The organism is Streptomyces sp. Je 1-79, assembly GCF_025195125.1.
GTDB lineage: Bacteria > Actinomycetota > Actinomycetes > Streptomycetales > Streptomycetaceae > Streptomyces.
Genome location: NZ_JAMGSL010000010.1, coordinates 55,591 through 78,838 on the forward strand (window position 1 = coordinate 55,591; position 23,248 = coordinate 78,838).

General features: G+C 72.7%; 17 protein-coding genes. 7 read left to right on the plus strand and 10 right to left on the minus strand.

Annotation, left to right across the window (positions count from 1 at the left end; all coding sequences use genetic code 11):
- Position 1: 1 nt before the first annotated feature.
- The 5 genes from sucC to M5362_RS21485 form a co-directional block, all read right to left on the minus strand.
- Positions 2 to 1,180, minus strand: coding sequence for an ADP-forming succinate--CoA ligase subunit beta (gene sucC, locus M5362_RS21465; RefSeq protein ID WP_260229317.1), 1,179 nt, complete (start codon positions 1,178 to 1,180; stop codon positions 2 to 4).
- Between the two features lie 377 nt (positions 1,181 to 1,557).
- Positions 1,558 to 2,700, minus strand: coding sequence for a VWA domain-containing protein (locus M5362_RS21470; RefSeq protein ID WP_260229554.1), 1,143 nt, complete (start codon positions 2,698 to 2,700; stop codon positions 1,558 to 1,560).
- Positions 2,701 to 2,852: 152 nt separating this feature from the next.
- On the minus strand, positions 2,853 to 5,222 hold the full coding sequence (locus M5362_RS21475; protein ID WP_260229319.1) for a DUF5682 family protein: 2,370 nt from the start codon (positions 5,220 to 5,222) through the stop codon (positions 2,853 to 2,855).
- Positions 5,219 to 6,388, minus strand: a complete 1,170-nt coding sequence (locus M5362_RS21480; RefSeq protein ID WP_260229320.1) for an AAA family ATPase — start codon at positions 6,386 to 6,388, stop codon at positions 5,219 to 5,221. The genes M5362_RS21475 and M5362_RS21480 overlap by 4 nt, the downstream gene beginning before the upstream one ends.
- Positions 6,389 to 6,532: 144 nt before the next feature.
- Positions 6,533 to 6,943: a hypothetical protein gene (locus tag M5362_RS21485; RefSeq protein ID WP_260229321.1), complete on the minus strand. Its 411-nt coding sequence runs from the start codon at positions 6,941 to 6,943 to the stop codon at positions 6,533 to 6,535.
- A 147-nt stretch (positions 6,944 to 7,090) separates the two neighbouring features.
- On the opposite strand from M5362_RS21485, the gene M5362_RS21490 reads away from it, so the two are divergent.
- Both M5362_RS21490 and M5362_RS21495 read left to right on the plus strand, forming a co-directional pair.
- Positions 7,091 to 8,446, plus strand: a complete 1,356-nt coding sequence (locus M5362_RS21490) for an SWIM zinc finger domain-containing protein (protein ID WP_260229322.1) — start codon at positions 7,091 to 7,093, stop codon at positions 8,444 to 8,446.
- Positions 8,447 to 8,526: 80 nt separating this feature from the next.
- A complete protein-coding gene (locus M5362_RS21495; protein WP_260229323.1) occupies positions 8,527 to 10,131 on the plus strand; it encodes a DUF5691 domain-containing protein in 1,605 nt (534 codons plus the stop codon).
- 214 nt (positions 10,132 to 10,345) lie between these two features.
- Here the strand turns inward: M5362_RS21495 and M5362_RS21500 are convergent, their stop codons facing one another.
- Positions 10,346 to 10,753 (minus strand): cobalamin B12-binding domain-containing protein, encoded by a 408-nt coding sequence (locus M5362_RS21500; RefSeq protein ID WP_260229324.1) that lies wholly within the window; start codon positions 10,751 to 10,753, stop codon positions 10,346 to 10,348.
- Between the two features lie 293 nt (positions 10,754 to 11,046).
- On the opposite strand from M5362_RS21500, the gene M5362_RS21505 reads away from it, so the two are divergent.
- Both M5362_RS21505 and M5362_RS21510 read left to right on the plus strand, forming a co-directional pair.
- Positions 11,047 to 11,859 carry a triacylglycerol lipase gene (locus M5362_RS21505; protein ID WP_260229325.1) on the plus strand — a complete coding sequence of 271 codons (813 nt, stop codon included), beginning with the start codon at positions 11,047 to 11,049 and terminating at the stop codon, positions 11,857 to 11,859.
- A 279-nt stretch (positions 11,860 to 12,138) separates the two neighbouring features.
- Positions 12,139 to 13,569: a peptidoglycan DD-metalloendopeptidase family protein gene (locus tag M5362_RS21510; protein ID WP_260229326.1), complete on the plus strand. Its 1,431-nt coding sequence runs from the start codon at positions 12,139 to 12,141 to the stop codon at positions 13,567 to 13,569.
- A 77-nt stretch (positions 13,570 to 13,646) separates the two neighbouring features.
- Here M5362_RS21510 and pcrA read toward each other — a convergent pair whose 3' ends face one another.
- Positions 13,647 to 16,103: a DNA helicase PcrA gene (gene pcrA / locus M5362_RS21515; RefSeq protein ID WP_260229327.1), complete on the minus strand. Its 2,457-nt coding sequence runs from the start codon at positions 16,101 to 16,103 to the stop codon at positions 13,647 to 13,649.
- 276 nt (positions 16,104 to 16,379) lie between these two features.
- Here pcrA and M5362_RS21520 point away from each other — a divergent pair, with 276 nt between their 5' ends.
- Positions 16,380 to 17,543 (plus strand): NlpC/P60 family protein, encoded by a 1,164-nt coding sequence (locus tag M5362_RS21520; protein WP_260229328.1) that lies wholly within the window; start codon positions 16,380 to 16,382, stop codon positions 17,541 to 17,543.
- Positions 17,544 to 17,680: 137 nt separating this feature from the next.
- On the opposite strand, the gene M5362_RS21525 is transcribed toward M5362_RS21520, so the two are convergent.
- Positions 17,681 to 18,034 (minus strand): hypothetical protein, encoded by a 354-nt coding sequence (locus tag M5362_RS21525; RefSeq protein ID WP_260229329.1) that lies wholly within the window; start codon positions 18,032 to 18,034, stop codon positions 17,681 to 17,683.
- A 345-nt stretch (positions 18,035 to 18,379) separates the two neighbouring features.
- On the opposite strand from M5362_RS21525, the gene M5362_RS21530 reads away from it, so the two are divergent.
- Complete coding sequence (locus M5362_RS21530) at positions 18,380 to 19,459, plus strand: C40 family peptidase (protein WP_260229330.1); 1,080 nt, start codon at positions 18,380 to 18,382, stop codon at positions 19,457 to 19,459.
- A 214-nt stretch (positions 19,460 to 19,673) separates the two neighbouring features.
- Here M5362_RS21530 and M5362_RS21535 read toward each other — a convergent pair whose 3' ends face one another.
- Together M5362_RS21535 and M5362_RS21540 are read right to left on the minus strand one after the other, a co-directional pair.
- The gene (locus tag M5362_RS21535; RefSeq protein ID WP_260229331.1) at positions 19,674 to 20,381 is read right to left on the minus strand and encodes a response regulator transcription factor; all 708 of its coding nucleotides are present in this window, start codon (positions 20,379 to 20,381) and stop codon (positions 19,674 to 19,676) included.
- Entirely contained in the window at positions 20,378 to 21,646 is a 1,269-nt protein-coding gene (locus M5362_RS21540; RefSeq protein ID WP_260229332.1) for an ATP-binding protein, read from the minus strand. Before M5362_RS21540 ends, M5362_RS21535 begins: the two co-directional genes overlap by 4 nt.
- 171 nt (positions 21,647 to 21,817) lie before the next feature.
- Between M5362_RS21540 and M5362_RS21545 the strand changes: the two genes are divergently transcribed.
- Complete coding sequence (locus M5362_RS21545; protein ID WP_260229333.1) at positions 21,818 to 23,170, plus strand: PspC domain-containing protein; 1,353 nt, start codon at positions 21,818 to 21,820, stop codon at positions 23,168 to 23,170.
- Positions 23,171 to 23,248 lie beyond the last annotated feature (78 nt).

The window sequence follows — 23,248 nt, forward strand, 5'->3', positions numbered from 1 at the left end:
CTTACTTCGCAGCCGCGAGCTCGGCGGCCTTGTCGGCCGCGCCGTCCATGGTGTCCACACGCTGCACGAGCGGGTGGTTCGCGTCCGACAGGATCTTGCGACCCAGCTCCGCGTTGTTGCCGTCGAGGCGCACGACCAGCGGCTTGGTGACCTCTTCGCCCTTGGAGGCGAGGAGCTCCAGCGCCTGGACGATGCCGTTGGCGACCTCGTCACAGGCGGTGATGCCACCGAAGACGTTGACGAACACGGACTTGACGTCCGGGTCGCCCAGGATGATCTCCAGGCCGTTCGCCATGACCTCGGCGGAGGCGCCGCCACCGATGTCGAGGAAGTTGGCCGGCTTCACGCCACCGTGGTTCTCACCGGCGTACGCGACGACGTCCAGGGTCGACATGACCAGGCCGGCGCCGTTGCCGATGATGCCGACCTCGCCGTCCAGCTTGACGTAGTTGAGGCCCTTGGCCTTGGCAGCAGCCTCGAGCGGGTTGGCTGCGTCCTTGTCCTCGAGCGCCTCGTGCTCGGGCTGACGGAAGTCGGCGTTGGCGTCCAGGGACACCTTGCCGTCCAGCGCCAGGATGTCGCCGGAGGCGACCTTGGCCAGCGGGTTCACCTCGACGAGGAGCGCGTCCTCGGCGACGAAGGTGTCCCACAGGGTCACGAGGACCTCGGCGACCTTCTCGGCCACCTCGGCCGGGAACTGCGCCAGGGCCACGATCTCGCGGGCCTTCTCGATGTCGACGCCCTCGACGGCGTTGACCGGCACCTTCGCGAGCTTCTCGGGGGTCGTCGCGGCGACCTCCTCGATGTCCATGCCACCGGCCACGGAGGCCATGGCGAGGAAGGTGCGGTTGGTGCGGTCGAGGAGGTACGAGACGTAGTACTCCTCGAGGATCTCCGGAGCGGTCTCCGCGATCATCACCTTGTGGACCGTGTGGCCCTTGATGTCCATCCCGAGGATGTCCGTCGCGCGGGCGACGGCCTCGTCCGGGGTGGCGGCCAGCTTGACGCCGCCGGCCTTGCCGCGGCCGCCGACCTTCACCTGCGCCTTGACGACCGACTTGCCGCCAAGACGCTCGGTGGCCTCGCGCGCCGCCTCAGGCGTGTCGATGACTTCACCGGCCAGCACCGGTACACCGTGCTTGGCGAAGAGGTCCCTCGCCTGGTACTCGAACAGGTCCACGCGCGTCCGTCCCTTTTCTGATGATCGCGGTTCGTTGTCTGCGTGGGCGTGCCGCGAAGGGCAACGTGACTGCGCTGTCACAAGGGAGGCGTACACGGTGTCCGTGGACGCGGCATGTCCGTCCCGCAGGTTATCCCCGCATGCCGTGGGTCCCTAAATCGCAGGTCACACCGGAGCGGTGATACGGGTCACAGATCGTAGGGGTACCAGGGCGGTCCGTAGGGGACCGCGAGGGTGACACCGGTGCCACCGGCACAGGTGGGAACAGGGCTGTGGGGCCCTCACGACGCGCCTGGGCGCGAGGTGAGGGGGGCGCGGACCCTGATGTGATATGGACCTCAGTGTCCCCGGACGCGCCCGCCCGGGTGGCGGATCGGCTACGGATTCCGCAGCCCTTGTGCGGTGTCGGGCACGGGCAGGGGCCGCTTCTCGATCGCCGCCGCCATCACCTCGGGGAAGAGGTCCGGGGTGCAGGCGAAGGCGGGGGCGCCGAGCGCGGCGAGCGCCGCCGCGTGCTCGCGGTCGTAGGCGGGGGCGCCCTCGTCGGAGAGTGCGAGCAGGGCGACGAACTGCACGCCGGACGCCTTCATCGCCGCGACCCGCTTCAGCATCTCGTCGCGTATGCCCCCTTCGTAGAGGTCGCTGATGAGGACGACGACGGTCTCGGCCGGCCGGGTGATCTGTGACTGGCAGTAGGCGAGGGCCCGGTTGATGTCCGTGCCGCCGCCGAGCTGGGTGCCGAAGAGGACGTCCACCGGGTCGTCGAGCTGGTCGGTCAGATCGACGACCGCCGTGTCGAAGACGACGAGCCGGGTCGCGATCGACCGCATGGAGGCGAGGACCGCGCCGAACACGGAGGCGTAGACGACCGAGGCGGCCATCGAGCCGGACTGGTCGATGCAGAGGACGACGTCCTTCTTGACCGACTGGGCCGCCCTGCCGTAGCCGATCAGCCGCTCGGGGACGACCGTGCGGTACTCGGGCAGGTAGTTCTTGAGGTTCGCGCGGATCGTGCGGTCCCAGTCGATGTCCCGGTGCCGGGGGCGGCTGATCCGGGCCGAGCGGTCGAGCGCGCCGGTGAGAGTGGCCCGGGTCCGGGTGGCGAGGCGCTTCTCGAGGTCGTCGACGACCTTGTGTACGACCGCCCTGGCCGTCTCCTTGGTCGTCTCGGGCATGACCTTGTTGAGGGAGAGGAGCGTGCCGACGAGGTGGACGTCGGCCTCGACGGCCTCCAGCATCTCGGGCTCCAGCAGCAGGGTGGAGAGCCCGAGACGGTCGATGGCGTCGCGCTGCATGACCTGGACGACGGAGCTGGGGAAGTACGTCCTGATGTCGCCGAGCCAGCGGGCGACGGAGGGCGCGGAGGCGCCGAGACCGGCGGACCGGTCGCGCCCGGTGGCGTTCGCCCCGGTCTTCTTCGTACCGCCTCCGTAGAGCGCGGACAGCGCGCCGTCCATGGCGGCGTCCGTACCGGCGAGGGAACAGCCGGTGCCGTCCGCCTCTCCGCCACCGAGAACCATGCGCCAACGCCGCAGCCGCTCGCCGTGCGCGGTGTCGGCCGTCGCGCCGGCCGTCGCGCCGGTGGTCGTGTGACCGGTCGTTGCGCCGACCGTTGCGCCGGTCGTGGCAGCCGTCGGACCGGTCCTGCCCGTCGTGCCGGTCGTCGTGTCGGTCATCGGTTCGCCCCCACCATGTCGATGTCTCCCAGGATCAGCTCGAGCACCGGGAGGACCCCGTCGGCCCGCTCCTCGTCGAGGGCGGTGCCGAAGCCGGGCGTGCCGGCCTCCGCCCGGCCTCCCGCTGCGGACGGGCCGCGGGCGACCAGCTCCCCCAGGGTGCGGCGCACGCCGGGCTCGTACGCCGAGAACGTGCGGCGCAGCAGCGGCAGGACGTCGGTGAAGGCGTCCGCCGTGACACCGGTCAGCCACGTGTCGACCAGCGCGAGCAGCCGTTCGTCATGGACGAGGAGCATGCCTCCCCCGGAGGCCCCGCCGACGAAGCCCTCGATCCAGGCGGCGGCGTCGGCGGGCGGGGCGCCCGGAGAGAGAGCCAGGCTCATAAGCCGCGCGGCCTCCCCCTCGTCGAGGCGGCCCTCGTCGAGGAGCAGCCGGGCGGCCCGGCCGCGGAGGGTGCCGGCCACGCTGTCGCGGGAGGCGAGCCCGCGCAGGACGCCGGCCCACCGGCCGGTCAGCTCCGCGCTGTCGGGGAGCAGCTGGAGCGCGCCGTGCACGGCGTCGAGATGGCCGCGCATCTCGGTGGCGGCATCGGTGTCGAGCCCCGTGCAGGCCGGGGGCAGACCGACACAGATCCGTTCGGCGAGCCCGGCAGCGACCTCGCCGAGCGCGGCGGTGTCGGTGGCGCGTACGTCTCCGTAGCGCAGGGAGCGGGCGAGCGCGGGGAGGGCCTGGGCGAGGTGGGCGACGTCGGTGTCGAGCGCGGCGCGGTCGGCGAGGGCCGTCATGACGACGGGGAGGGCCGCGCCGAGGCCGCCGAGCAGGCACTGCTCGGCGAGCGCGGTGACGTCGGCGAGGGCGGTGGCCTCCAGGGCGCGGGCCTCCGCCTTGGAGGTGGCGGCGGATTCGACGGTGGTGCCCCAGACGCCGGCCTCGGCGATACGGACGTGCAGTTCGGGCTCCCAGCGCAGCCGCCAGGACTCCCGGAACGTGCCGGTGCTGCCGCGCCCCGCGACGGGTGTGCCCCAGCCCACGGCGAGCAGGCCCAGCCGGTGCAGCAGCCGGCTGCGGGTGGAGTCGTTCTCCTTGCGCAGATCGAGTTCCAGCTCCCGCTCCTGTGCCTCGGGCTTGAGGCGCAGGGCGCGCTGGAGGCGGGTGAGATCACGCTGAAGCGGTACGGCGGGGGCGGCGGCGGGGACCTCGCCGAGGATGTCGCCGACGACGAGGCGGTCGCGCACGAGGTCGAGCGGGACGTCGGAGCCGTCGCACATCACGGCCCGTACGGCGTCGGTGGTCTCGCCGAGTCCGGCCAGCGGCCTGCCGCGCATCGCCGCGAGGGTCTCCGCGAGCCGCACGGCCTCGATGACATGGGCGGAGGACACCATCGTGTCCTCGGCTCTGAGCAGCCCCGCGACCTTGGTCATCCAGCGTTCGATCGGACGGTCGGGGGCGGCGAAGAGGTGTCCGTACCAGCCGGGGGCGTCGATGCCGGCGCCGTAGCCGGAGCGGCGGGCGAGACGGCGGTGGGTCCAGGGCACCCACGTCGTCTCGGTCTTCACCTTGGGCAGTCCCTTGAGCAGGGCCCGGTCGGCGGTGGCGGTCGTCCTCCGGTCCAGCGCGGGCACGTGCCAGGCGCCGCAGACGACGGCCACGTCCTCCCCGAACTCCTTGCGGGCGGCGCGGAGCTGGAGGCGCATGTACGCCTCGCGGACCAGGTCACGGGCGTGGCCGCCGTGCCCGTACGTCTCGCGCAGGGCGCCCATGGCCTCGGCGAGCGCCTCGAACGGGGTCACGGGGTCGGCGGCGCCGCGCAGCTCGACCACGTCCTCCCACCAGCGCTCGGGGTCGTCGTATCCGGCGGCACCCGCGAGCTCGGCGATCGGGTCGATCCGCAGCCCCTCGTCGGCCTCGTCCTCCTCACCGTCGCCCCAGGTGGGGTCCGTGGCGGCGAGGGTGTGGGCGGCGGGGAGGTCGATGAAGCGGACGGCGGCGCCGTGCGCGAGGGCCCAGCGGATCGCCACCCACTCGGGCGAGAACTCCGCGAAGGGCCAGAAGGCGGCGCGGCCCGGGTCGTCCACGGCGTGGGCGAGCAGCGCGACCGGCGGCCGCATCCCCTCGTCCCCCGCGAGCGGGAGGATCGCGTCGGCCTCGGGCGGCCCCTCGATCAGCACGGCCGCCGGGCGCCTCGCGTCGAGCGCCCCCCGCACGGCCCGCGCGGACCCGGGCCCGTGATGCCGCACGCCGAGGAACAGCGGACCGGCCGCCCGGCCGGCGGGCCCCGCGACGGAGGGAGTCACTCCGCCAGGCACTACCGCCGTCGTGGCCGTGGTCACGGGCGTGGGCGCGACGACCGCCTGAGGCGCTGTCATGCGCTCACCTCGCGGCAGGCGCGGTAGAAGTCCTTCCAGCCGTCTCTCTCCCGGACGACCGTCTCCAGGTACTCCTGCCAGATGACGCGGTCCGCCGCCGGGTCGCGGACGACCGCGCCGAGGATGCCGGCGGCGACATCGGCGGGGCGCAGCACGCCGTCGCCGAAGTGGGCGGAGAGCGCGAGGCCGCCGGTGACGACGGAGATGGCCTCGGCCGTGGACAGCGTCCCCGAAGGGGACTTGAGCTTGGTGCGCCCGTCGGTGGTGACCCCGTCGCGCAGCTCGCGGAAGACCGTGACGACCCGACGGATCTCCTCGACGCCCTCCGGCACGGCCGGCAGGTCGAGCGAGCGGCCGATCTGGTCGACGCGGCGCGCGACGATGTCGACCTCGGCCTCCGGGGTGGCGGGCAGCGGAAGCACAACGGTGTTGAAGCGGCGGCGCAGCGCGCTGGAGAGGTCGTTGACCCCGCGGTCGCGGTCGTTGGCGGTGGCGATGAGGTTGAAGCCCCGTACCGCCTGGACCTCCTGCCCCAACTCCGGGATCGGCAGGGTCTTCTCGGACAGGATCGTGATGAGCGTGTCCTGCACGTCGGCGGGGATGCGGGTGAGTTCCTCGACGCGGGCGGTCAGCCCCTCGGACATGGCGCGCATGACGGGGCTGGGCACGAGCGCATCGCGACTGGGGCCGTGGGCAAGGAGCTTGGCGTAGTTCCAGCCGTACCGGATCGCCTCCTCGGGCGTCCCGGCGGTGCCCTGGACCAGCAGCGTGGAGTCGCCGCTGACGGCGGCGGCGAGGTGCTCGGAGACCCAGGTCTTGGCGGTGCCGGGCACGCCGAGCAGCAGCAGCGCCCGGTCGGTGGCGAGTGTGGTGACGGCGACCTCGACGATGCGGCGCGGTCCGACGTACTTCGGTGTGATCACCGTCCCGTCGGGGAGCGTCCCGCCGAGGAGGTAGGTGGCGACGGCCCACGGCGAGAGCTGCCAACGGGCGGGCCGCGGCCGGTCGTCGGCTGCGGCGAGCGCCTTCAGTTCGTCCGCGAAGGCGTGTTCGGCGTGCGGCCGCAGGGCCTCGGAGCCGAGGTCCGCGGCGGCCGGGGCGACGCCCGCCCCGGTGTCGGTTCCGGCACCGGGCACGGCGCTCGCGATGGTTTCGGACACGGTCATGGATCCCCCTCCAGATCGTCGACCTGATGTGGGATCCACCGTGCACCATGCCACTGACAGTCGGCGGTCGCCGCAGGTCAGAGGCCGAATCCGGGCGCGTGTCCGAACCCGTGGCCGGGTGCGAATCCGGGTGCGCGCGGGGCGTCAGCCGGCGATCGGCGAGACCGCGACGCAGCCTCCGGCCATCGCGTCCGCGCCCTTCGCCTCCTTGAGTACCTTGCCCTCGTGGATGACCTTGCAGGTGAGGTCGGCCGGGTTGAGCGAGATCGGCATGACGGCCGGCGGCATGATCCCCTTCAGCGTCACCGTCTTCTTCCACGGCGTGGTCGGCTTCGACTCCTTCTCGAGCTTCGGCTCCATGGCCGTACCGCTGCCGCCGTGGTACTCGATCGACTCGATGCCCTTGCCGGAGACCTCGTACGTCACCTCGAAGGTCTCGTTCACTGCCTTGTCGACCTGGTCGGCGGCCTTGTCCGCGGCGGAACAGGCGCCGAGCCCGAGCGCGAGGCCGGTGACGGCGAGCGCCGAGACGGCGGTGCGGATGGTGCGCTTCATGAGGGGTCCCCCTGGTGCGAGTTGTGTGACAGGTCCCGGGCAGAAAACCTTAAAGGGAAGGCAAAGTCAAATACCCGGCGCCGCCCTCCTCGCGTTCGAACGAGCAGGTCAAGTCCATTGTCAGTGGAGGCCCCTACCGTCGAGGGCATGAACACACAGGGGGTGCGCTGGACGGCGGATCAGGTGCTGGCACTGGCTCCTGACGACGCCTCGCGCAGAGCGGGCAGCAAGCTCGGCACGGCCGGACCGTGGTCGGGCACAGGCAGCGGCGGTGACGGGGCCGTCTGGGGCCTGTGCCGGGGCAGCGGCAGCAAGCCGTACCGCACGGTCGTGGACACCACGGGCCCGGCGTACTCCTGCAGTTGCCCCAGCCGGAAGTTCCCGTGCAAGCACGCGCTGGGGCTGCTGCTGCTCTGGGCCACGGACACGGCGGCGGTCGCGGGCACGGAGGTGCCCGACTGGGCGACGGGCTGGCTGGAGGGCCGCCGCGAGCGCGCGGCCGTCCGTGCGCTCGCGGCGGAGGGGACGGGACCGGCCACCGCCGATCCCGAGGCCGCGCGCCGCAGGGCGGAGCGGCGTTCGGCCCGGATCACCTCCGGCGCCGAGGAGTTGGAGCAGCGACTGGCCGACCTGCTTCGCGGCGGGCTGGCCTCGGCCGAGCGGTCCGGATACGGCCTCTGGGAGGAGACGGCGGCCCGCATGGTCGACGCCCAGGCCCCGGGACTCGCCGGCCGGGTCAGGGAGTTGGGCGCGATTCCGGGTTCGGGGCCCGGCTGGCCCGTCCGGCTCCTGGAGGAGTGCGCGCTGACCCATCTCCTCGACCGGGCCTGGCTCTCCGTCGACCGGCTCCCGGGACCCCTCGCCGCGACCGTACGGACCCGGGTGGGCCTGACCGCCCCCGCCGAGGGCCCCTCGGTGCGGGACCACTGGCTCGTCCTCGCGCAGTACGACACCGGCGACGGCAAGCTGACGACGCGTCGCATCTGGCTGCACGGCCGCGCGACCGGACGCACGGCGCTGCTCCTCTCCTTCGGAGCGGTCGGGCGCGCACCTCAACTGGCCCTTCCCGTGGGTGCGGTGATCGACGCCGCGCTCACCCCGCACGCGGGCGCGGGGCTCCGGGCCGAGCTGGGCGAGCAGTTCACCGCCCCGGCCCCGCTCGACGTCCCACCCCCCGGCGGCACGGTCGGCGACGCGCTCACCGCCTACGGCCTCGCCCTGCGGGAGGACCCCTGGCTGGACTCCTGGCCGGTGACGCTCTCCGATGTCGTCCCGATACCGACGGACCACGGCTGGCAGCTCGCCGACGCGACGCCGGCCGCGGACGGCGGGGCGGCCCTGCCCCTCAGCGGCCCCGCGCTCGGGCGGCCCGGCCTGTGGCGGCTCGCCGCGCTCTCCGGGGGCGGCCCCGTGACCGTCTTCGGCGAGTGCGGCCACCGGGGGTTCACCCCGCTCGCCGCCTGGTCGGCCGAGACCCCCGGAGAGACGGTCCCGCTCCACTGACTTCCGTACGACCGGTTCCGTGCGACGGACCCGTACGAACGACCTCGCACGACTCGCCCGACGACAGCTGGAGGAGCTCCATGGACGCCTGGGAAGAACTCGTCACCTCGGCGCTGCTCGGCACGGATCGCCGGCCGCCCGCACTCGCCACCCGCCCCGGGACGGCAGCCGGCGGCGCTCCCGTCGCTCTGCTGGACGCCGCCGCGCTGCACACCGTGCGGCGCAGGGCGGGTCTGCGGCCCGGGCCCGCCGCTCCGGCGCCCGAGCCCGCGCCGGAGGACCACCGCGCCCCCCTGCCCGAGGCCGCCCGCCGCCGGCTCGGCCAGCTCCTCGCGGGCCGGGCGGCGCCCGCCCCGTCCGGCGGGCGGCGCGGTGCCGCGCCCGATCTCGCCGAGCTGCTCCCCCAGTGGCTCGCCACGGCCAACGAACACGGCTACAAGGCACCCGCCTCCGCCCTGCCCGCGCTCCTCGACGCCGCACGCGCCCGTACGGACCTGCGGCCGCAGGCGCTGACCTTGGCCGGGCCACGCGGGCTCTGGCTGGCCCGGTTCAACCCGGACTGGAAGTTCGCCCTGCGCGGGGCGGGAGGCAGCACCACACTCCCCGACGTCCGGGACGGCGAGGCGGTCGAAGCGCTGTGGGAGGAGGGCCTGTTCGCCGAGCGGGTCGCGCTGCTGGCCTCCGTACGGGCGGAGGACCCGGAGGCCGGCCTGGCCCTGCTGCGTTCCACCTGGGTGGTGGAGCGGGCGGAGGACCGGCTGATGTTCCTGGACTCCCTGCGGGCCGGACTCTCCGGCGCCGACGAGGAGTTCCTGGAGGGGGCGCTGTCCGACCGCAGCCGTAACGTCCGGTCGACCGCCGCCGAGCTGCTCTCCGCCCTGCCCGGATCGGCGCTCGCCGGCCGGATGGCGGGCCGCGCGACGTCCTGCGTCTCCCTGGACCGTACGGAGGGGGGCGCGACGATCGTGGTCGAGGCGCCGCACGAGTGCGACGCCGGGATGGAGCGGGACGGGGTCGTCGCCGTCCCGCCGACGGGCCGGGGCGAGCGGTCCTGGTGGCTGGGGCGCATCGTCGAGTCGGCGCCTCTGTCCTGCTGGCCTGCGCGGTTCGGCGGGCGTTCGCCCGAGGAGATCGTCACGCTTCCGGTCGCGGACGGCTGGGAGGGCGAGCTGCACGCCGCGTGGTGCCGTGCGGCGGTCCGTCAGCGGGACGCCGACTGGTCACGGGCACTGCTCGGCGCCCCGACCGCACCTCCGGCGACCGGGCCGGGCACGTCGTCCCTGGCGGAACGGGCGAAGCTGCTCTCGACGCTCCCGCACGAGGAGCGGGCCCAGTGGGTCGCCGCCTTCATCGCGGCCCATGGTCTCTCGGAGGCCTTCCAGCTCCTCGGCGTCTGCACGGTGCCCTGGTCGGGGCCGCTGGGCGGGGCCGTGATCGACGCCCTGGACATCGCACGGGACGCGGGCAGCTACCCGTGGAGCTTCAGCGGGGTGATGGGCCTCGCGGAGCGCTGCCTCGCGCCCGAGGCGGCGACGCAGCTGGAGTCCCTGACCGCCCTCACGACGGACCCGGAGGACGCGTCCCCGGGGGCCGGGGGCTACTGGTCGGAGGCGTTCCAGCGCCTGGTGTCGACGCTGCGTCTGCGCGCGCAGATGCAGACGGAACTGGCACCCCTGGCGGAGTGACCGGGCGACGCGACGGCCGGATGCCGGAGGGATCACGCGATCATGGGTCCAGGGGATCACGAGACGGGGTCCGGCGGGCGGCCGGTTAGGCCGTTCGGGGGACTTTTCGGCGGGAGCGCACGGCGGCTGGACGGCCGCCCCGTGCACCCCCGCTTCCCGCGGCGAGGTGCCGTGCCAGGCGTGGCGGCCCCGGCCATGATCCGCCGGACGCCCCCTAGGCGGCGACGCGGACGTTCGCGTTCACCCAGGCCACGATCGACGCCGTCGTCGCGCCCGGCGTGAAGATCTCAGCCACGCCCTTCTCCTTCAGAGGCGCGATGTCCGCGTCCGGGATGATGCCGCCGCCGAAGACCTTGATGTCCTCCGCGTCGCGCTCCTTCAGAAGCTCCAGGACCTTCACGAACAGCGTGTTGTGGGCACCCGAGAGGATCGACAGCCCGATCGCGTCGGCGTCCTCCTGGATGGCCGTGTCCACGATCTGCTCGGGCGTCTGGTGCAGCCCTGTGTAGATGACCTCCATACCGGCGTCGCGCAGCGCCCGCGCGATCACCTTGGCCCCGCGATCGTGGCCGTCGAGACCCGGCTTGGCCACCACCACGCGGATCGGACCGGTCACACCCATCACTGCCTCCACATGCGACCCCCGCGCTTCATTGCCCGGGGAGGTGAACGAACGTTATCGCCAGCATCCCGCACGCCGCTGTTTCGCGGTGGGCAGCGAGGGGGAAATCACACGGTGGGACATTGTTCGCATGTGCCGGACCCCTCCGGGCCCTCCTCCTGGGCCCACCAGCCGCAGGGGTCCTGCGCAAGGGAGCCGCAACGGGGTAGCCGTACGTCCGGGTCGTCAGGCGACCCGGACGTACGGCTCACCGGACTACCGTTCGGCGCCCGCATGCCGCACGGAGGTCGCCGATGGAGCTCACCCGGCTCACCAAGGTCACCACTGCGCTGAAGGCCAACGCCCTCGAGCTGGCGATCCTCACCGGCCATCTGCTCCTCTACCCCTCCGGCATGGTCGCCGAGCGCCCGTATGCCGCCCCCGCCCCCGACCCCGACGCGGGGCCGGACACCAAGGCCCGCGCGGGACGCCCCGTCGTCCTTCTCCACGGCTTCGTCGACAACCGCTCCGTCTTCGTCCTGCTGCGCCGCTCCCTGGCCCGGCACGGCCGTCGCCCCGTCGAGTCGTTCAACTACTCTCCGCTCACCTGCGACCTGCGGGCCGCCGCCGGCCTCCTGGGCCGCCACATCGAGGAGGTCTGCGCCCGCACCGGCCACCACGAGGTCGACATCGTCGGGCACAGCCTGGGCGGGCTCATCGCCCGTTATTACGTACAGCGCCTGGGCGGTGACGAGCGGGTCCGCACGCTGGTCATGCTCGGCACCCCGCACGCCGGCACCACCGCCGCCCCGTGGGCCGCGGCCCATCCGCTGGTCCGCCAGATGCGCCCCGGCTCCGACGTGCTGAACGAGCTCGCCGAGCCCGCGCCGGGCTGCCGGACGCGCTGTGTCAGCTTCTGGAGCGACCTGGACCAGGTGATGATCCCCGTCGAGACGGCGCGGCTCGACCACCCCGACCTGCTGGTGCACAACGTCCAGGTCAGTGGGATCGGCCATCTCGCCCTGCCGGTGCATCCGACCGTCGCGACGGGGATCTGCGAGGCGCTCGGCACCGACACGCCCGACGCCGCGCCGGGAGCCGAACCGGGAGCCGCCTCCGTGGCGTGACCGGGCCCGGCTCCACGGGTGGAGACCGGCAGCGCTCGCAGACGCCTGACGACCCGCCAGAAGGCGTCTGTTCTTCGAACGTTCCTCGAACACAGAGCCAAACCTGTACCCCGAGACCACCGAAACACGGCCGATTGCCCGTTTCCTGTGGACCCAAAACCCGCGGAAGATTGTCGCCCGCGTATACCGCCGGGTACAGTCGCGCCACTGCTTAACCCCGGGACACCCTCGTCGGGCCCGCCCCGGACTGGTCCTGCCGCCGAGGCGAGAGAGAAGTTGGTGAACGACCAGCACCCCCACGCCGGGTACGTCGGAGACGACGCCCACAGCACCGGCAGCTTCGCCACGGACCCGCTCTTCGGCGCCCTCCCGGGCGGTTACGACGCCGGTCACAGCGGCCAGTACGACACCACGCAGTGGAGCGGCGGCCAGCAGTGGGACACCGGCGCGTACGCGACCACGGGTCAGTACGCCACGACCGGACAGTGGGACGCCTCCGCCTGGAACGAGGCCCAGCAGACGGGTCAGTACGAGACGGCGCACTTCGCCTCGTACGACACCACCGGCCAGTGGACGGCCCCCGCCTTCGAGACGGGTACGTACGACGCCACCGCCTGGAACTACGCCGCGCCGCAGCAGGACCTCCTGGTCGCCGAGCCCCTCGTTCCGCAGCAGTACACCCCCGAGTACGAGTTCGTCCCGGCCCCCGAGGCGCAGCCCGAGCAGCCGGCCACCTACGAGGAGTCGTACGACGACTCCTACGAGAAGCCCGTTGAGCAGTCGTACGAGGAGTCGTACGAGGCCGACTACACGTACGCCTACGAGTACGAGGCCCCGGCGGAGTCCGAGGACCCGGCCGTCGAGACCCTCACGGAGTCTCCGGACCCGGAGCCGGTCGCCGTGCCCGCCGCCACGGCCGCGACCGCCGCCCGCCCCGTGCGCCGCTCCTCCGGTGGCAGCCGAGGCCGTCGCCGTACGCCCGCCAAGCGCTCCGCCCTGCTGACCGTCGCCGTCCCCTCCGCCTGCGTCATGGGCGTCGCCGGGATCGCCGCCGCCTCGGTCGGAGGTCTCGCGGACGCGGGCGCCGAGACGAAGGACGACACGACGTCGATGGCCGCCGCCGACCCGGCCTCCGTCAAGCCGGTCGCCGCCAACAACGAGCTGGACACCCAGCTCGCCGCGCTCAGCGCCGACGCCCGCGACTTCGGCGACCGTGCCAGCCGCACCCAGGAGCGCATCGACCTCAAGGCGCGCCAGGAGGCGGAGAAGAAGAAGCGCGAGGAGGAGGCGGCCCGCAAGGAGGCGCTGCGCCCCAAGTTCGCGCTCCCGGTGAAGCTGCACCAGCTCAGCGCGAGCTACGGCCAGGCGGGCGTCAACTGGATGTCCGTGCACACCGGCATCGACTTCCCCGTCCAGTACGGCACCAAGGTGATGGCCGCGACCGACGGCACCGTCCGCACCCAGTGGAACAGCGCCTACGGCAACATGGCGATCGTGACCGCCCCGGACGGCACCGAGACCTGGTACTGCCACCTGAGCAGCACCAAGATCCGCTCGGGCAAGGTCAAGGCCGGCGACGTCATCGCGTACTCCGGCAACTCGGGCAACTCCACCGGCCCGCACCTCCACTTCGAGGTCCGTCCGGGCGGCGGGGCGGCGATCGACCCCGAGGCGTGGCTGCGCAGCCACGGTCTCAACCCGACCGGCTGACACATCCGTAGCGACCATCCGTAGCGACCATGGGAGAGGGCCCCGGCCGAAGCCGGGGCCCTCTCCTCTGCGCCGTCCTACAGCTTCTCGACCGGCGCGTACCGCAGAAGCAGCCGCTTCGGCTTCTCGTCGCCGAAGTCGATGGTCGCCTGCGCGTCGCCGCCGGCGCCCGTGACCTGCATGACCGTGCCGAGTCCGAACTGGTCGTGCGTGACCCGGTCGCCGACCTGGAGCGTGATCACCGGCTTGTCGCTGGTGCGGCGGGTCGCGAAGCCCGAGGGGCCCGAGCGCGCGCGGGAGGAGGAGAGCGAGGACGTGATCCCCGAGGTCGGCCCGGCGGGCTTGACCATGGGGCCGGTCCGCTTCCATTCCAGATACGTCGGCGGGATCTCCTCCAGGAAGCGCGAGGCCGGGTTGTACGAGGGCTGGCCCCAGGCGCTGCGCATCGAGGAACGCGTCAGATACAGCCGCTCGCGGGCGCGGGTGATGCCCACGTACGCGAGGCGCCGCTCCTCCTCCAGCTCCTTGGCCTGGCCGAGCGCGCGCATGTGCGGGAAGACGCCGTCTTCCATGCCGGTCAGGAACACGACCGGGAATTCGAGGCCCTTGGCGGTGTGCAGGGTCATCAGCGTGATGACGCCCGACCCCTCCTCGTCCTCGTCGGGGATCTGGTCGGAGTCGGCGACGAGCGCGACCTTCTCCAGGAACTCGGCCAGGGTGCCGGTCTCCTCCTCGCCGCGCTCCTGCTCGAACTCCAGGGCCACGGCGGCCAGTTCCTGCAGGTTCTCGATGCGGGTCTCGTCCTGCGGGTCGGTGGAGGCCTGCAGCTCGGCGAGGTACCCGGTCCGCTCCAGTACGGCTTCGAGGACGACCGCGGGGCCGGCGCCGGAGTCGACGACCGTACGGAGCTCCTCCATGAGGGTGTTGAAGCGCTTGACCGCGTTCGCGGACCGCGCCGCCATGCCGTACGCCTCGTCGACCCGCTTCAGCGCCTGCGGGAACGTGATCTTCTCCCGGAGGGAGAGCGCGTCGATCATCGCCTCGGCGCGCTCGCCGATGCCACGCTTGGGCACGTTCAGAATGCGGCGCAGCGGGACGTTGTCCTCGGGGTTGGCGAGGACGCGCAGATAGGCGAGGACGTCGCGGACCTCCTTGCGCTCGTAGAAGCGCACGCCGCCGACGACCTTGTAGGGCAGGCCGACGCGGATGAAGATCTCTTCGAAGACACGGGACTGGGCGTTCGTCCGGTAGAAGACGGCGACGTCACCGGCCTTCGCGTCGCCCGCGTCCGTGAGCCGGTCGATCTCGTCGGCGACGAACTGGGCCTCGTCGTGCTCGGTGTCCGCGACGTAACCGGTGATCTGCGCGCCCGCGCCCGCGTTGGTCCACAGGTTCTTGGGGCGGCGGGACTCGTTGCGCTCGATGACGGCGTTGGCGGCCGAGAGGATCGTCTGCGTGGAGCGGTAGTTCTGCTCCAGGAGGATCGTCGTCGCGTTCGGGTAGTCCTCCTCGAACTGGAGGATGTTGCGGATGGTCGCGCCGCGGAAGGCGTAGATCGACTGGTCCGCGTCACCGACGACGCACAGCTCGGCCGGGTCCAGGTCTTCGTAGCCGGTGCCGACCAGCTCCCGTACGAGGGTGTACTGGGCGTGGTTGGTGTCCTGGTACTCGTCGACGAGGACGTGACGGAAGCGGCGGCGGTAGTGCTCGGCGACGTCCGGGAACGCCTGGAGCAGGTGGACCGTCGTCATGATGATGTCGTCGAAGTCCAGGGCGTTGGCCTCGCGCAGCCGCGCCTGGTACATCCGGTACGCCTCGGCGAGCGTCTTCTCGAAGCCGTCGGCGGCCTGGTCGGCGAAGGTCTCCTCGTCGATCAGCTCGTTCTTCAGGTTCGAGACCTTGGCCGTGAAGGACTTCGGCGGGAACTTCTTCGGGTCGAGGTCCAGGTCGCGGCAGACCAGCGCCATCAGGCGCTTGGAGTCGGCGGCGTCGTAGATCGAGAAGGAGGACGTGAAGCCGAGCTTCTTGCTCTCCCGGCGCAGGATGCGGACGCAGGCGCTGTGGAAGGTCATGACCCACATGGCGTTGGCGCGCGGGCCGACGAGCTGCTCGACGCGCTCCTTCATCTCGCCGGCGGCCTTGTTGGTGAAGGTGATCGCCAGTATCTGGCCGGGGTGGACGTGCCGGGTGGCCAGGAGGTGGGCGATGCGGTGCGTGAGCACGCGGGTCTTGCCGGAGCCGGCGCCCGCGACGATGAGCAGCGGGGCTCCGCTGTGGACGACGGCTGCGCGCTGCTCCTCGTTCAGCCCGTCCAGGAGCGCGGCCGCGTCCACGACGGGCCGGGCGGCACCGTCGCGGTAGTACGCGTCCCTGGACGGCGGCGCGTCGAAGCGCCCCTCGAAGAGGTCGTGCGGGACCTCCTCCGCGGCCGGGGCGCCGGGAGCGTGGTGCTCGTCCTCGGGCGGGGGCGGGGGCTCCTCCGAGGGGTGGTTCTGGAGGCTCGCCAGGAAGCTGTCGTCAAAGAGGCTGCTCATCGCCTAACGAGTCTAGGCCGCCGCACTGACAGCCCGCCGCCACCTCCCGAAGTGACCGAAAGATTACGGAAGGTGATGCTCCACTTAAGGTCACGGAAATGTATCGGGCATATCGAACATCGGCCTTCCCAGCCGCACCGCGGGTTGGCTAGCGTGCTCGCCCAAGCAGCCCGTCCTCTCCGACGGCGAAACGCGCCGAGCGGGCCGCCCACGCCGAAGCCGGTCCTGCCCTGGGCAGTTGACGCCGGTCGTCCCACTCGGCGGCCACGGAAGGAGATGCCGGTCTTGGCGTCCCATCGCAAGCCGCGCAGCACCCGCTCACACTCCCCCGCCGTCGGGGTCACGACGGCCGCGCTCGCCGGGGTCACGCTGCTGACCACGCAGAGTGCGCAGGCGACGCCCGCGGCACCGCCGAAGCCCACGGTGGAGGAGATCCAGAAGAAGGTCGACGACCTCTACCGGCAGGCCGGCACGGCGACGCAGGAGTACAACCGGGCCAAGGAGACCACCGACCAGCAGCGGCGCAAGGTCGACGGGCTCCTCGACGACGTGGCCAAGCGGACGGACGAGATCAACGAGTCACGGCGCGCGCTCGGCTCGTACGCGGCGGCGCAGTACCGCGCCGGGGCCGTCGGCCCGACCGCCGCGCTGATCTTCGCGGACAGCCCGCAGTCGTACTTCGACCAGACCCACCTCATGGACCGGCTCACCGAGCGCCAGCGCAGCGCGGTGACGGACTACGAAGGCAAGCGCCTCGCGGCGGCGAAGCAGCGGGCGGAGGCGACGAAGAGCCTGGAGACCCTCACCGAGTCGCAGGCGACGCTGCGCACGACCAAGCAGACCGTCCAGCGGAAGCTGGGAGAGGCGCGGACGCTGCTGGCCAGGCTGACGGCCGAGGAGAAGGCGCGCCTGGAGGAGCTGGAGCGCAAGCGGCAGGCGGAGGCGCGGCGCAAGGCCGAGGCGCAGGCCAAGGCGGAGGCCGAGGCCAGGGCGGCGGAGGCCGAGCGGCGCAGGCAGGCGGAGGCGGCGCAGGAGCAGCAGCAGCCCGCCCAGCCGCCGGCGAACGGCGGATCGAGCGGCTCGACCTACGCGGCGAAGGCCGAGAAGGCGCTGTCCTTCGCTCGCGCCCAGATCGGCAAGCCGTACGTGTGGGGCGCGACGGGGCCGTCGTCGTACGACTGCTCGGGGCTGACCCAGGCCGCCTGGAAGGCCGCGGGCGTCGACCTGCCCCGTACCACCTGGGACCAGGTGGAGGTGGGGACCCGGGTCGCCACGGCCGATCTGCTCCCCGGCGATCTCGTCTTCTTCTACGACGACATCAGCCACGTCGGCCTCTACATCGGCGGCGGCAAGATGATCCACGCGCCGAAGCCGGGCGCGAACGTCCGCGAGGAGTCGATCTACTACATGCCGATCTACGGAAGCATCCGCCCGGCCTGAGGCTCTGCCCGATGCTGGGGGCCGTGCTGGGCGGGGGTCGCGGCCGGTCTCCGTCCGGTGCCGGACCGGGCCGTCAGGTCCAGGCTCGCGGGCCGGACCGGGCCGGACCGTCAGGTCCAGGCTCGCGGGCCGGGCCGTCAGGTCCAGAGCGTGGCGATGAAGATGTTGGCCACGGTCAGACCACCCACCGCTGCGAACAGGCCCTTGTCGACCGCCTCCTCGTCTCGCTTCACGTACACGAGGGCGAGGATGACGACGAGGACCGCCATCTTGATGCCGATCTTCACGTTGTTGACGGTCTGGTCGTCCGCCTGGTTGAGGCCGACCAGGGCGACGCCGGTCACCAGCATGGTGAGCGCGCCGTGGAGCATCGCGGGCGTGAAGCGGGCCGTACCCGCGCCCATCGCCTTCATCTGGGTGAGGAACCCGCCGAGCAGCGAGGCGATCCCGATGATGTGCAGGGCGACGAAGACATTGATGAGTACGTCCATGGGGCGGAGCCTAACCGGGCCATAGCACCCCCGTTCGGCCGGGTCCAGCTCATCCGCCTCTTCGGTCATGCCCACGCCCGAATGCGGCGCCCAGCCGTTGTCGCGGCCGAAGGGGAACGGTCCCGAAGCGGCAAGTGACGCCAATAGCGGTCAAGCCCCCGCCGCCCCGTGACGGGCAGGTTTAGCGTCCTCCCCCAGGTGGCCGGCTCCCCACCACCGTCGGTCCGTCCGGCGGCAGTCGGTCGCCCCCGCCGAGAATCCGGCGGTGGGCCGTCTCCCCTGTGCGGTCCATCGCCGGACCCGGTGGGCATCGACCCCCACAGGGAGAGGATGTGACCCGCCCTCGTGGCATCGCACCGGAAGCCCAGGAACTCCCCCCTCGGTGGCCAGGCGGTACGGACCGCCGCCACGTTCGCCCTCGCCTCTGCGGCGACCGCGACCGTCTTCGAGGGCTCCGGGCACGCCGAGCCCCGGCTCACCCCCGCCCAGGTCAAGGCGAAGGTCGACCGGCTGTACCAGGAGGCCGAGGTGGCCACCGAGAAGTACAACGGCGCGAAGGAGAAGGCGGACGCCGCGCGGGACGCGCTCGACCGGCTGCGGGACGAGGCGGCCCGGAGGACCGACCGGCTCAACACCGTGCGCAACGGCCTCGGTTCCATCGCCGCCGCGCAGTACCGCTCCGGCGGACTCGACCCCGCCGTGCAGCTCGCGCTCACCTCCGACCCGGAGCAGTACCTGGAGCGCGCCGCGCTGGCCGAGAAGGCCGGGGCGCGGCAGGCGGCGACCGTCGCCTCGGTGCAGCGGGAGCTCGCCGGGATCAGGCAGGTGCGGTCCGAGTCGGACGAGCGGCTGACGCAGCTGCGCGGGCACGAGGCCGATCTGCGGCGCCAGAAGGCGGCCGTACAGACCAAGCTCGGCGAAGCGCGCTCGCTGCTCGCCAGGCTCACCGCCGAGGAGCGGGCGCGGTACGAGGCGGCGTCGGCCGGATCGGGTCGCGACGACGGCTCCACCACGGGCACGACCGGAAGCCGAGCCGACCGTACCTCCGGGCCGCGCGGTCCGGTCACGGCGCCGAACAGCCGCGCGGCGGAGGCGATCTCCTTCGCCCGGGACCAGATCGGCAAGCCGTACGTGTGGGGCGCGACGGGGCCGTCGTCGTACGACTGCTCGGGGCTGACGCAGGCGGCGTGGCGCTCGGCCGGGGTGGCGCTGCCCCGGACGACGTACACGCAGATCAACGCCGGACAGCGGGTCTCGCGCTCCGCACTGGCCCCGGGTGACCTGGTGTTCTTCTACTCGGGGATCAGCCACGTCGGTCTGTACATCGGCGGCGGCCAGATGATCCACGCGCCCCGGCCGGGCGCCCCGGTGCGGATCGCGCCGATCGACGAAATGCCGTTCGCAGGAGCGACCCGGGTGGGATGACGCGCGGGGCGCCCGTGCGCGGGTGCCCGGGTGCCGGTGCCCGCGCGGGGCGCGGGTGCGCGGGTGCCGGTCCCCGCGCGGGGCGACGTAGGGGGCGACGGCACAGGGTGCGCGGCGGGCTGGCCCACGGCGCGACGCCGCGGGTCCCCGCGCGGGGGGCGGCCTGCGGGCCGCGCCGGGCGCCGGGCCGGCGAGCTGCGGCCGGCCCGGGGCCTCAGACCAGTCGACGGGCCGTCGCCCAGCGGGTCAGCTCGTGCCGGTTGGACAGCTGCAGCTTGCGCAGGACCGCCGAGACGTGCGACTCGACCGTCTTCACCGAGATGTAGAGCTGCTTGGCGATCTCCTTGTACGCGTATCCACGGGCGATCAGCCGCAGCACCTCGCGCTCACGCTGGGTGAGCCGGTCGAGGTCCTCGTCCACCGGCGGGGCGTCGGTGGAGGCGAAGGCGTCGAGCACGAACCCCGCCAGCCTGGGCGAGAACACCGCGTCGCCCTCCTGGACACGGAAGATCGAGTCGACCAGATCCGTGCCCGTGATCGTCTTGGTGACATAGCCGCGGGCGCCGCCCCGGATCACCCCGATCACGTCCTCCGCCGCGTCCGAGACCGACAGGGCCAGGAACCGCACCGGGTCCTCAGCCGCCGTCATCAGACTCGTACAGCGGCGCAGCACCTCCACCCCGCCGCCGCCCGGCAGGTGCACGTCCAGCAGCACGACCTCGGGGCGGGTCGCGTTGATCACCGTGACCGCCTGGTCGACGTCGGCGGCCTCGCCGACCACCTCGACACCCGTGGTCTCGGTCCGGCCGATCTCCGCCTGCACCCCCGTGCGGAACATCCGGTGGTCGTCGACGAGCACGACCCGCACCCGACGCTCCGTGGTCGGTGCCGCCGTCGTCCCGGTGCCGCTCTCGTCGCTCATCCGTCCGCCCTCTCCATCTCAAGCTCCACTTCGGTGCCCCCGTCCGGCACGGACCGCAGCCGGGCCGAACCGCCGTTGCGCTGCATCCGGCCGATGATCGATTCTCGTACGCCCATCCGGTCGTCGGGCACCGCGTCGAGGTCGAAGCCGGGGCCGCGGTCCCGCACGGAGACGAACACCGTACGGCCCTCGACCTCCGCGTAGACCTGCACCGCCCCTCCCTCGCCACCGTACTTGGCGGCGTTGACCATCGCCTCGCGCGCGGCCTGCATCTGTGCCACCAGTTTCTCGTCGAGCGGGCAGTCGCCCACGACCACGACCTCCAGCGGCACGCCGTGCTTGTCCTCGACCTCGGCCGCGGCGCGTTTCACCGCCTCGGCGAGGGTCTCGGGCTCCTCGCCCTCGTCCTTGCCGGTGCCCTCCGGCTTGTACAGCCAGTTCCGCAACTCCCGCTCCTGGGCGCGGGCGAGCCGGCGCACCTCGCCCGGCTCGTCCGCGTTGCGCTGGATCAGCGTGAGCGTGTGGAGGACGGAGTCGTGTACATGGGCGGCGACCTCGGCGCGCTCCTGCGCGCGGATGCGCATGGTGCGCTCCTCGGAGAGGTCCTGCGACATCCGCACCAGCCACGGCCCGGCGAGCAGGGCTATGCCGGTGAGCACGGCTATCGCGGCGGTCAGCGCGGTGCCCAACTGGGCCGCCGAGCCACGGACCACCATGAAGACGGTCAGCCCCATGCCGACGAGGGCGACGCCCGCGAAACCGCGGGCGAGCTGCAGGGTGCGCCGGCGGCGTCCGGGCTCGGTCCAGCTCGCCCGGCGGGCGTTGTCCGCCTGTCTCCAGACGAGGACCACACCGACGCCGATGAGGAGCGTGGGCCAGACATAGCGGTCCGTCCGATTGCCCCAGTCGATGTTGCCCGCGAAGACCGCGGCGCCGATGGCCAGCGCGATCAGCGCGAAGACCTGTCCCCGGTCGGGCTTGCGCAGCCGTCGCCGGCCGTCCGCGGTGGTCTCGAAGACCGGACGGGGCGCGCTCCGGCCGCCGACGCCGAGCGGGACGACGATCCAGAACACCGCGTACAGCAGGGCGCCCAGGCCGTCCGCGAGGAGCAGGGCGACGAACAGGACGCGGACCCAGACCACGGGCAGTCCGAGGTGCCCCGCGAGGCCGCGCGCGACACCGCCGAGCCACCGTCCGTCGGCGCTCCGGTAGAGCTTGCGCACGGGCGGTTCGTCGGTCTCGGTGACATGGGCGGCTGCTGGCATGCACCGATCGTCACACGGGCGGCCGGGCGGGTACATCAGGGTCGATCCCTGAGATCGCCCCTAGGAAGCGGCCCCTAGGCACTTCTGGGGGTGGACGGCCCGCGGAATATCAGGGTCGGGCCAGGGTCGGTCCCGGTGCCGCGGCGGGGCGGCGGCCGTCACCATGGACGCATGACGAGTTCGACGCCTTCTTCGCACGAGGCCCCGCCGCCGGCGGAGGCCCCATCTGTCTCGCCCCTGCGCCGCTCGCGGCAGCACCGGGTCGTGGCCGGTGTGTGCGGCGGCCTCGGTCGGCACTTCGATCTCGATCCGGTGATCTTCCGTATCGCGATCGGCGTGCTGTCCGTGACCGGCGGCATCGGGCTGATCTTCTACGGCTTCGCGTGGCTGCTCGTGCCGCTCGCGGGCGAGGAGGAGAACGAGGGCCGCAGACTGCTCTCGGGCCGGGTCGAGGGCGCCGCGCTCGCGGCCGTGCTGATGGCCCTTGTGGGCTGCGGGGTCTTCCTGTCGATGCTGCGCAACGGCGGGACGCTCGCGTTCGCGATGATGCTGTCGATAGCGGTGTGCGGCGCGGCGGTCTGGTCGCAGCGGCGCATGCAGGCCGCCGCCGGCGACGCCGAGAGCCGCATGGACGCGGCGACGGCCGCCGCGGTCGCGGAGGCGCCGCCCGAGGCGAAGGCACCGCCGCTGGTGGAGTTCCCGTCCTGGTGGAAGGACCCGATAGTCAAGGACGGTTCGACCGGCAAGGTCGCCGTCGGCTACCTCTGGGGCCCGCACGGCGCGGGACCGGACGGCCGGATGCCGAACGGCGAGATCCCGGTGCCCGGCAGCCAGTGGGGCACGGGCGAGCCCGCGGCCGGGCGGCGGCCCGAGGCGTCGGCGGTCCAGCGCGGCCCGCGCTCCATCGGCGGCCTCGTCTTCCTTCTCGCGCTGCTCGCGGGCGGCCTGGGGACGGGGCTGTCCTGGGAGACCCATCCGCTCGGCACGAGCCTGCAGATCGGTCTTGTCGCCGCCCTCGCGGTGTTCGGTCTCGGTCTGGTGGTCGCCGGCTTCCTCGGCCGGACCGGGTTCGGCACGATATTCCTGACCGTGGTCACCGCGGGCCTGCTCGCGGTGGCGGCGGCGCTGCCCAAGGAGATCTCCACGGAGTGGGTCCGTACGACCTGGAGACCGGCGTCGGTCGCCGCCGTCGAGCCCCGCTACGAACTGGGCACGGGCGTCGGCACGCTCGATCTGTCACGGCTCGCGGTCCCCGCGGGCACGACGGTGGGCACCGAGGCCGAGGTCGGCGCCGGAAAGCTGGAGGTGATCGTGCCGAAGAACGTCACGGTGAAGCTGCGGGCACAGGTGGGCCTCGGGGACCTGCAGCTGCCGCAGCAGCGCCCGGAGGACATCGACATCGCACCCGACCGCGACGAGAGCAGGACGCTGCCCCCCGCCGCCGGCACCACGCCGGGTGGGACGGTGGATCTCTCGCTGGAGGTCGGTCTCGGACAGGTGGAGGTCACCCGTGCTGATTCATGAGTTCCGGCCCGGCCGACTGGTCGCCGGCGCGACCGCCCTCGCTCTCGCCGTCCTATACGCGGGGGACGCCGCGGACGC

Excerpts from the sequence above, each read along its gene's own strand:
- M5362_RS21470 (WP_260229554.1), bottom strand. The coding sequence starts at position 2,700 with ATGGTTCTCGGTGGCGGAGAGGCGGACGGCACCGGCTGTTCCCTCGCC.
- M5362_RS21475 (WP_260229319.1), bottom strand. The coding sequence starts at position 5,222 with ATGACAGCGCCTCAGGCGGTCGTCGCGCCCACGCCCGTGACCACGGCC.
- M5362_RS21480 (WP_260229320.1), bottom strand. The coding sequence starts at position 6,388 with ATGACCGTGTCCGAAACCATCGCGAGCGCCGTGCCCGGTGCCGGAACC.
- M5362_RS21485 (WP_260229321.1), bottom strand. The coding sequence starts at position 6,943 with ATGAAGCGCACCATCCGCACCGCCGTCTCGGCGCTCGCCGTCACCGGC.
- M5362_RS21490 (WP_260229322.1), top strand. The coding sequence starts at position 7,091 with ATGAACACACAGGGGGTGCGCTGGACGGCGGATCAGGTGCTGGCACTG.
- M5362_RS21495 (WP_260229323.1), top strand. The coding sequence starts at position 8,527 with ATGGACGCCTGGGAAGAACTCGTCACCTCGGCGCTGCTCGGCACGGAT.
- M5362_RS21500 (WP_260229324.1), bottom strand. The coding sequence starts at position 10,753 with ATGGGTGTGACCGGTCCGATCCGCGTGGTGGTGGCCAAGCCGGGTCTC.
- M5362_RS21505 (WP_260229325.1), top strand. The coding sequence starts at position 11,047 with ATGGAGCTCACCCGGCTCACCAAGGTCACCACTGCGCTGAAGGCCAAC.
- pcrA (WP_260229327.1), bottom strand. The coding sequence starts at position 16,103 with ATGAGCAGCCTCTTTGACGACAGCTTCCTGGCGAGCCTCCAGAACCAC.
- M5362_RS21520 (WP_260229328.1), top strand. The coding sequence starts at position 16,380 with ATGCCGGTCTTGGCGTCCCATCGCAAGCCGCGCAGCACCCGCTCACAC.
- M5362_RS21525 (WP_260229329.1), bottom strand. The coding sequence starts at position 18,034 with ATGGACGTACTCATCAATGTCTTCGTCGCCCTGCACATCATCGGGATC.
- M5362_RS21535 (WP_260229331.1), bottom strand. The coding sequence starts at position 20,381 with ATGAGCGACGAGAGCGGCACCGGGACGACGGCGGCACCGACCACGGAG.
- M5362_RS21540 (WP_260229332.1), bottom strand. The coding sequence starts at position 21,646 with ATGCCAGCAGCCGCCCATGTCACCGAGACCGACGAACCGCCCGTGCGC.
- M5362_RS21545 (WP_260229333.1), top strand. The coding sequence starts at position 21,818 with ATGACGAGTTCGACGCCTTCTTCGCACGAGGCCCCGCCGCCGGCGGAG.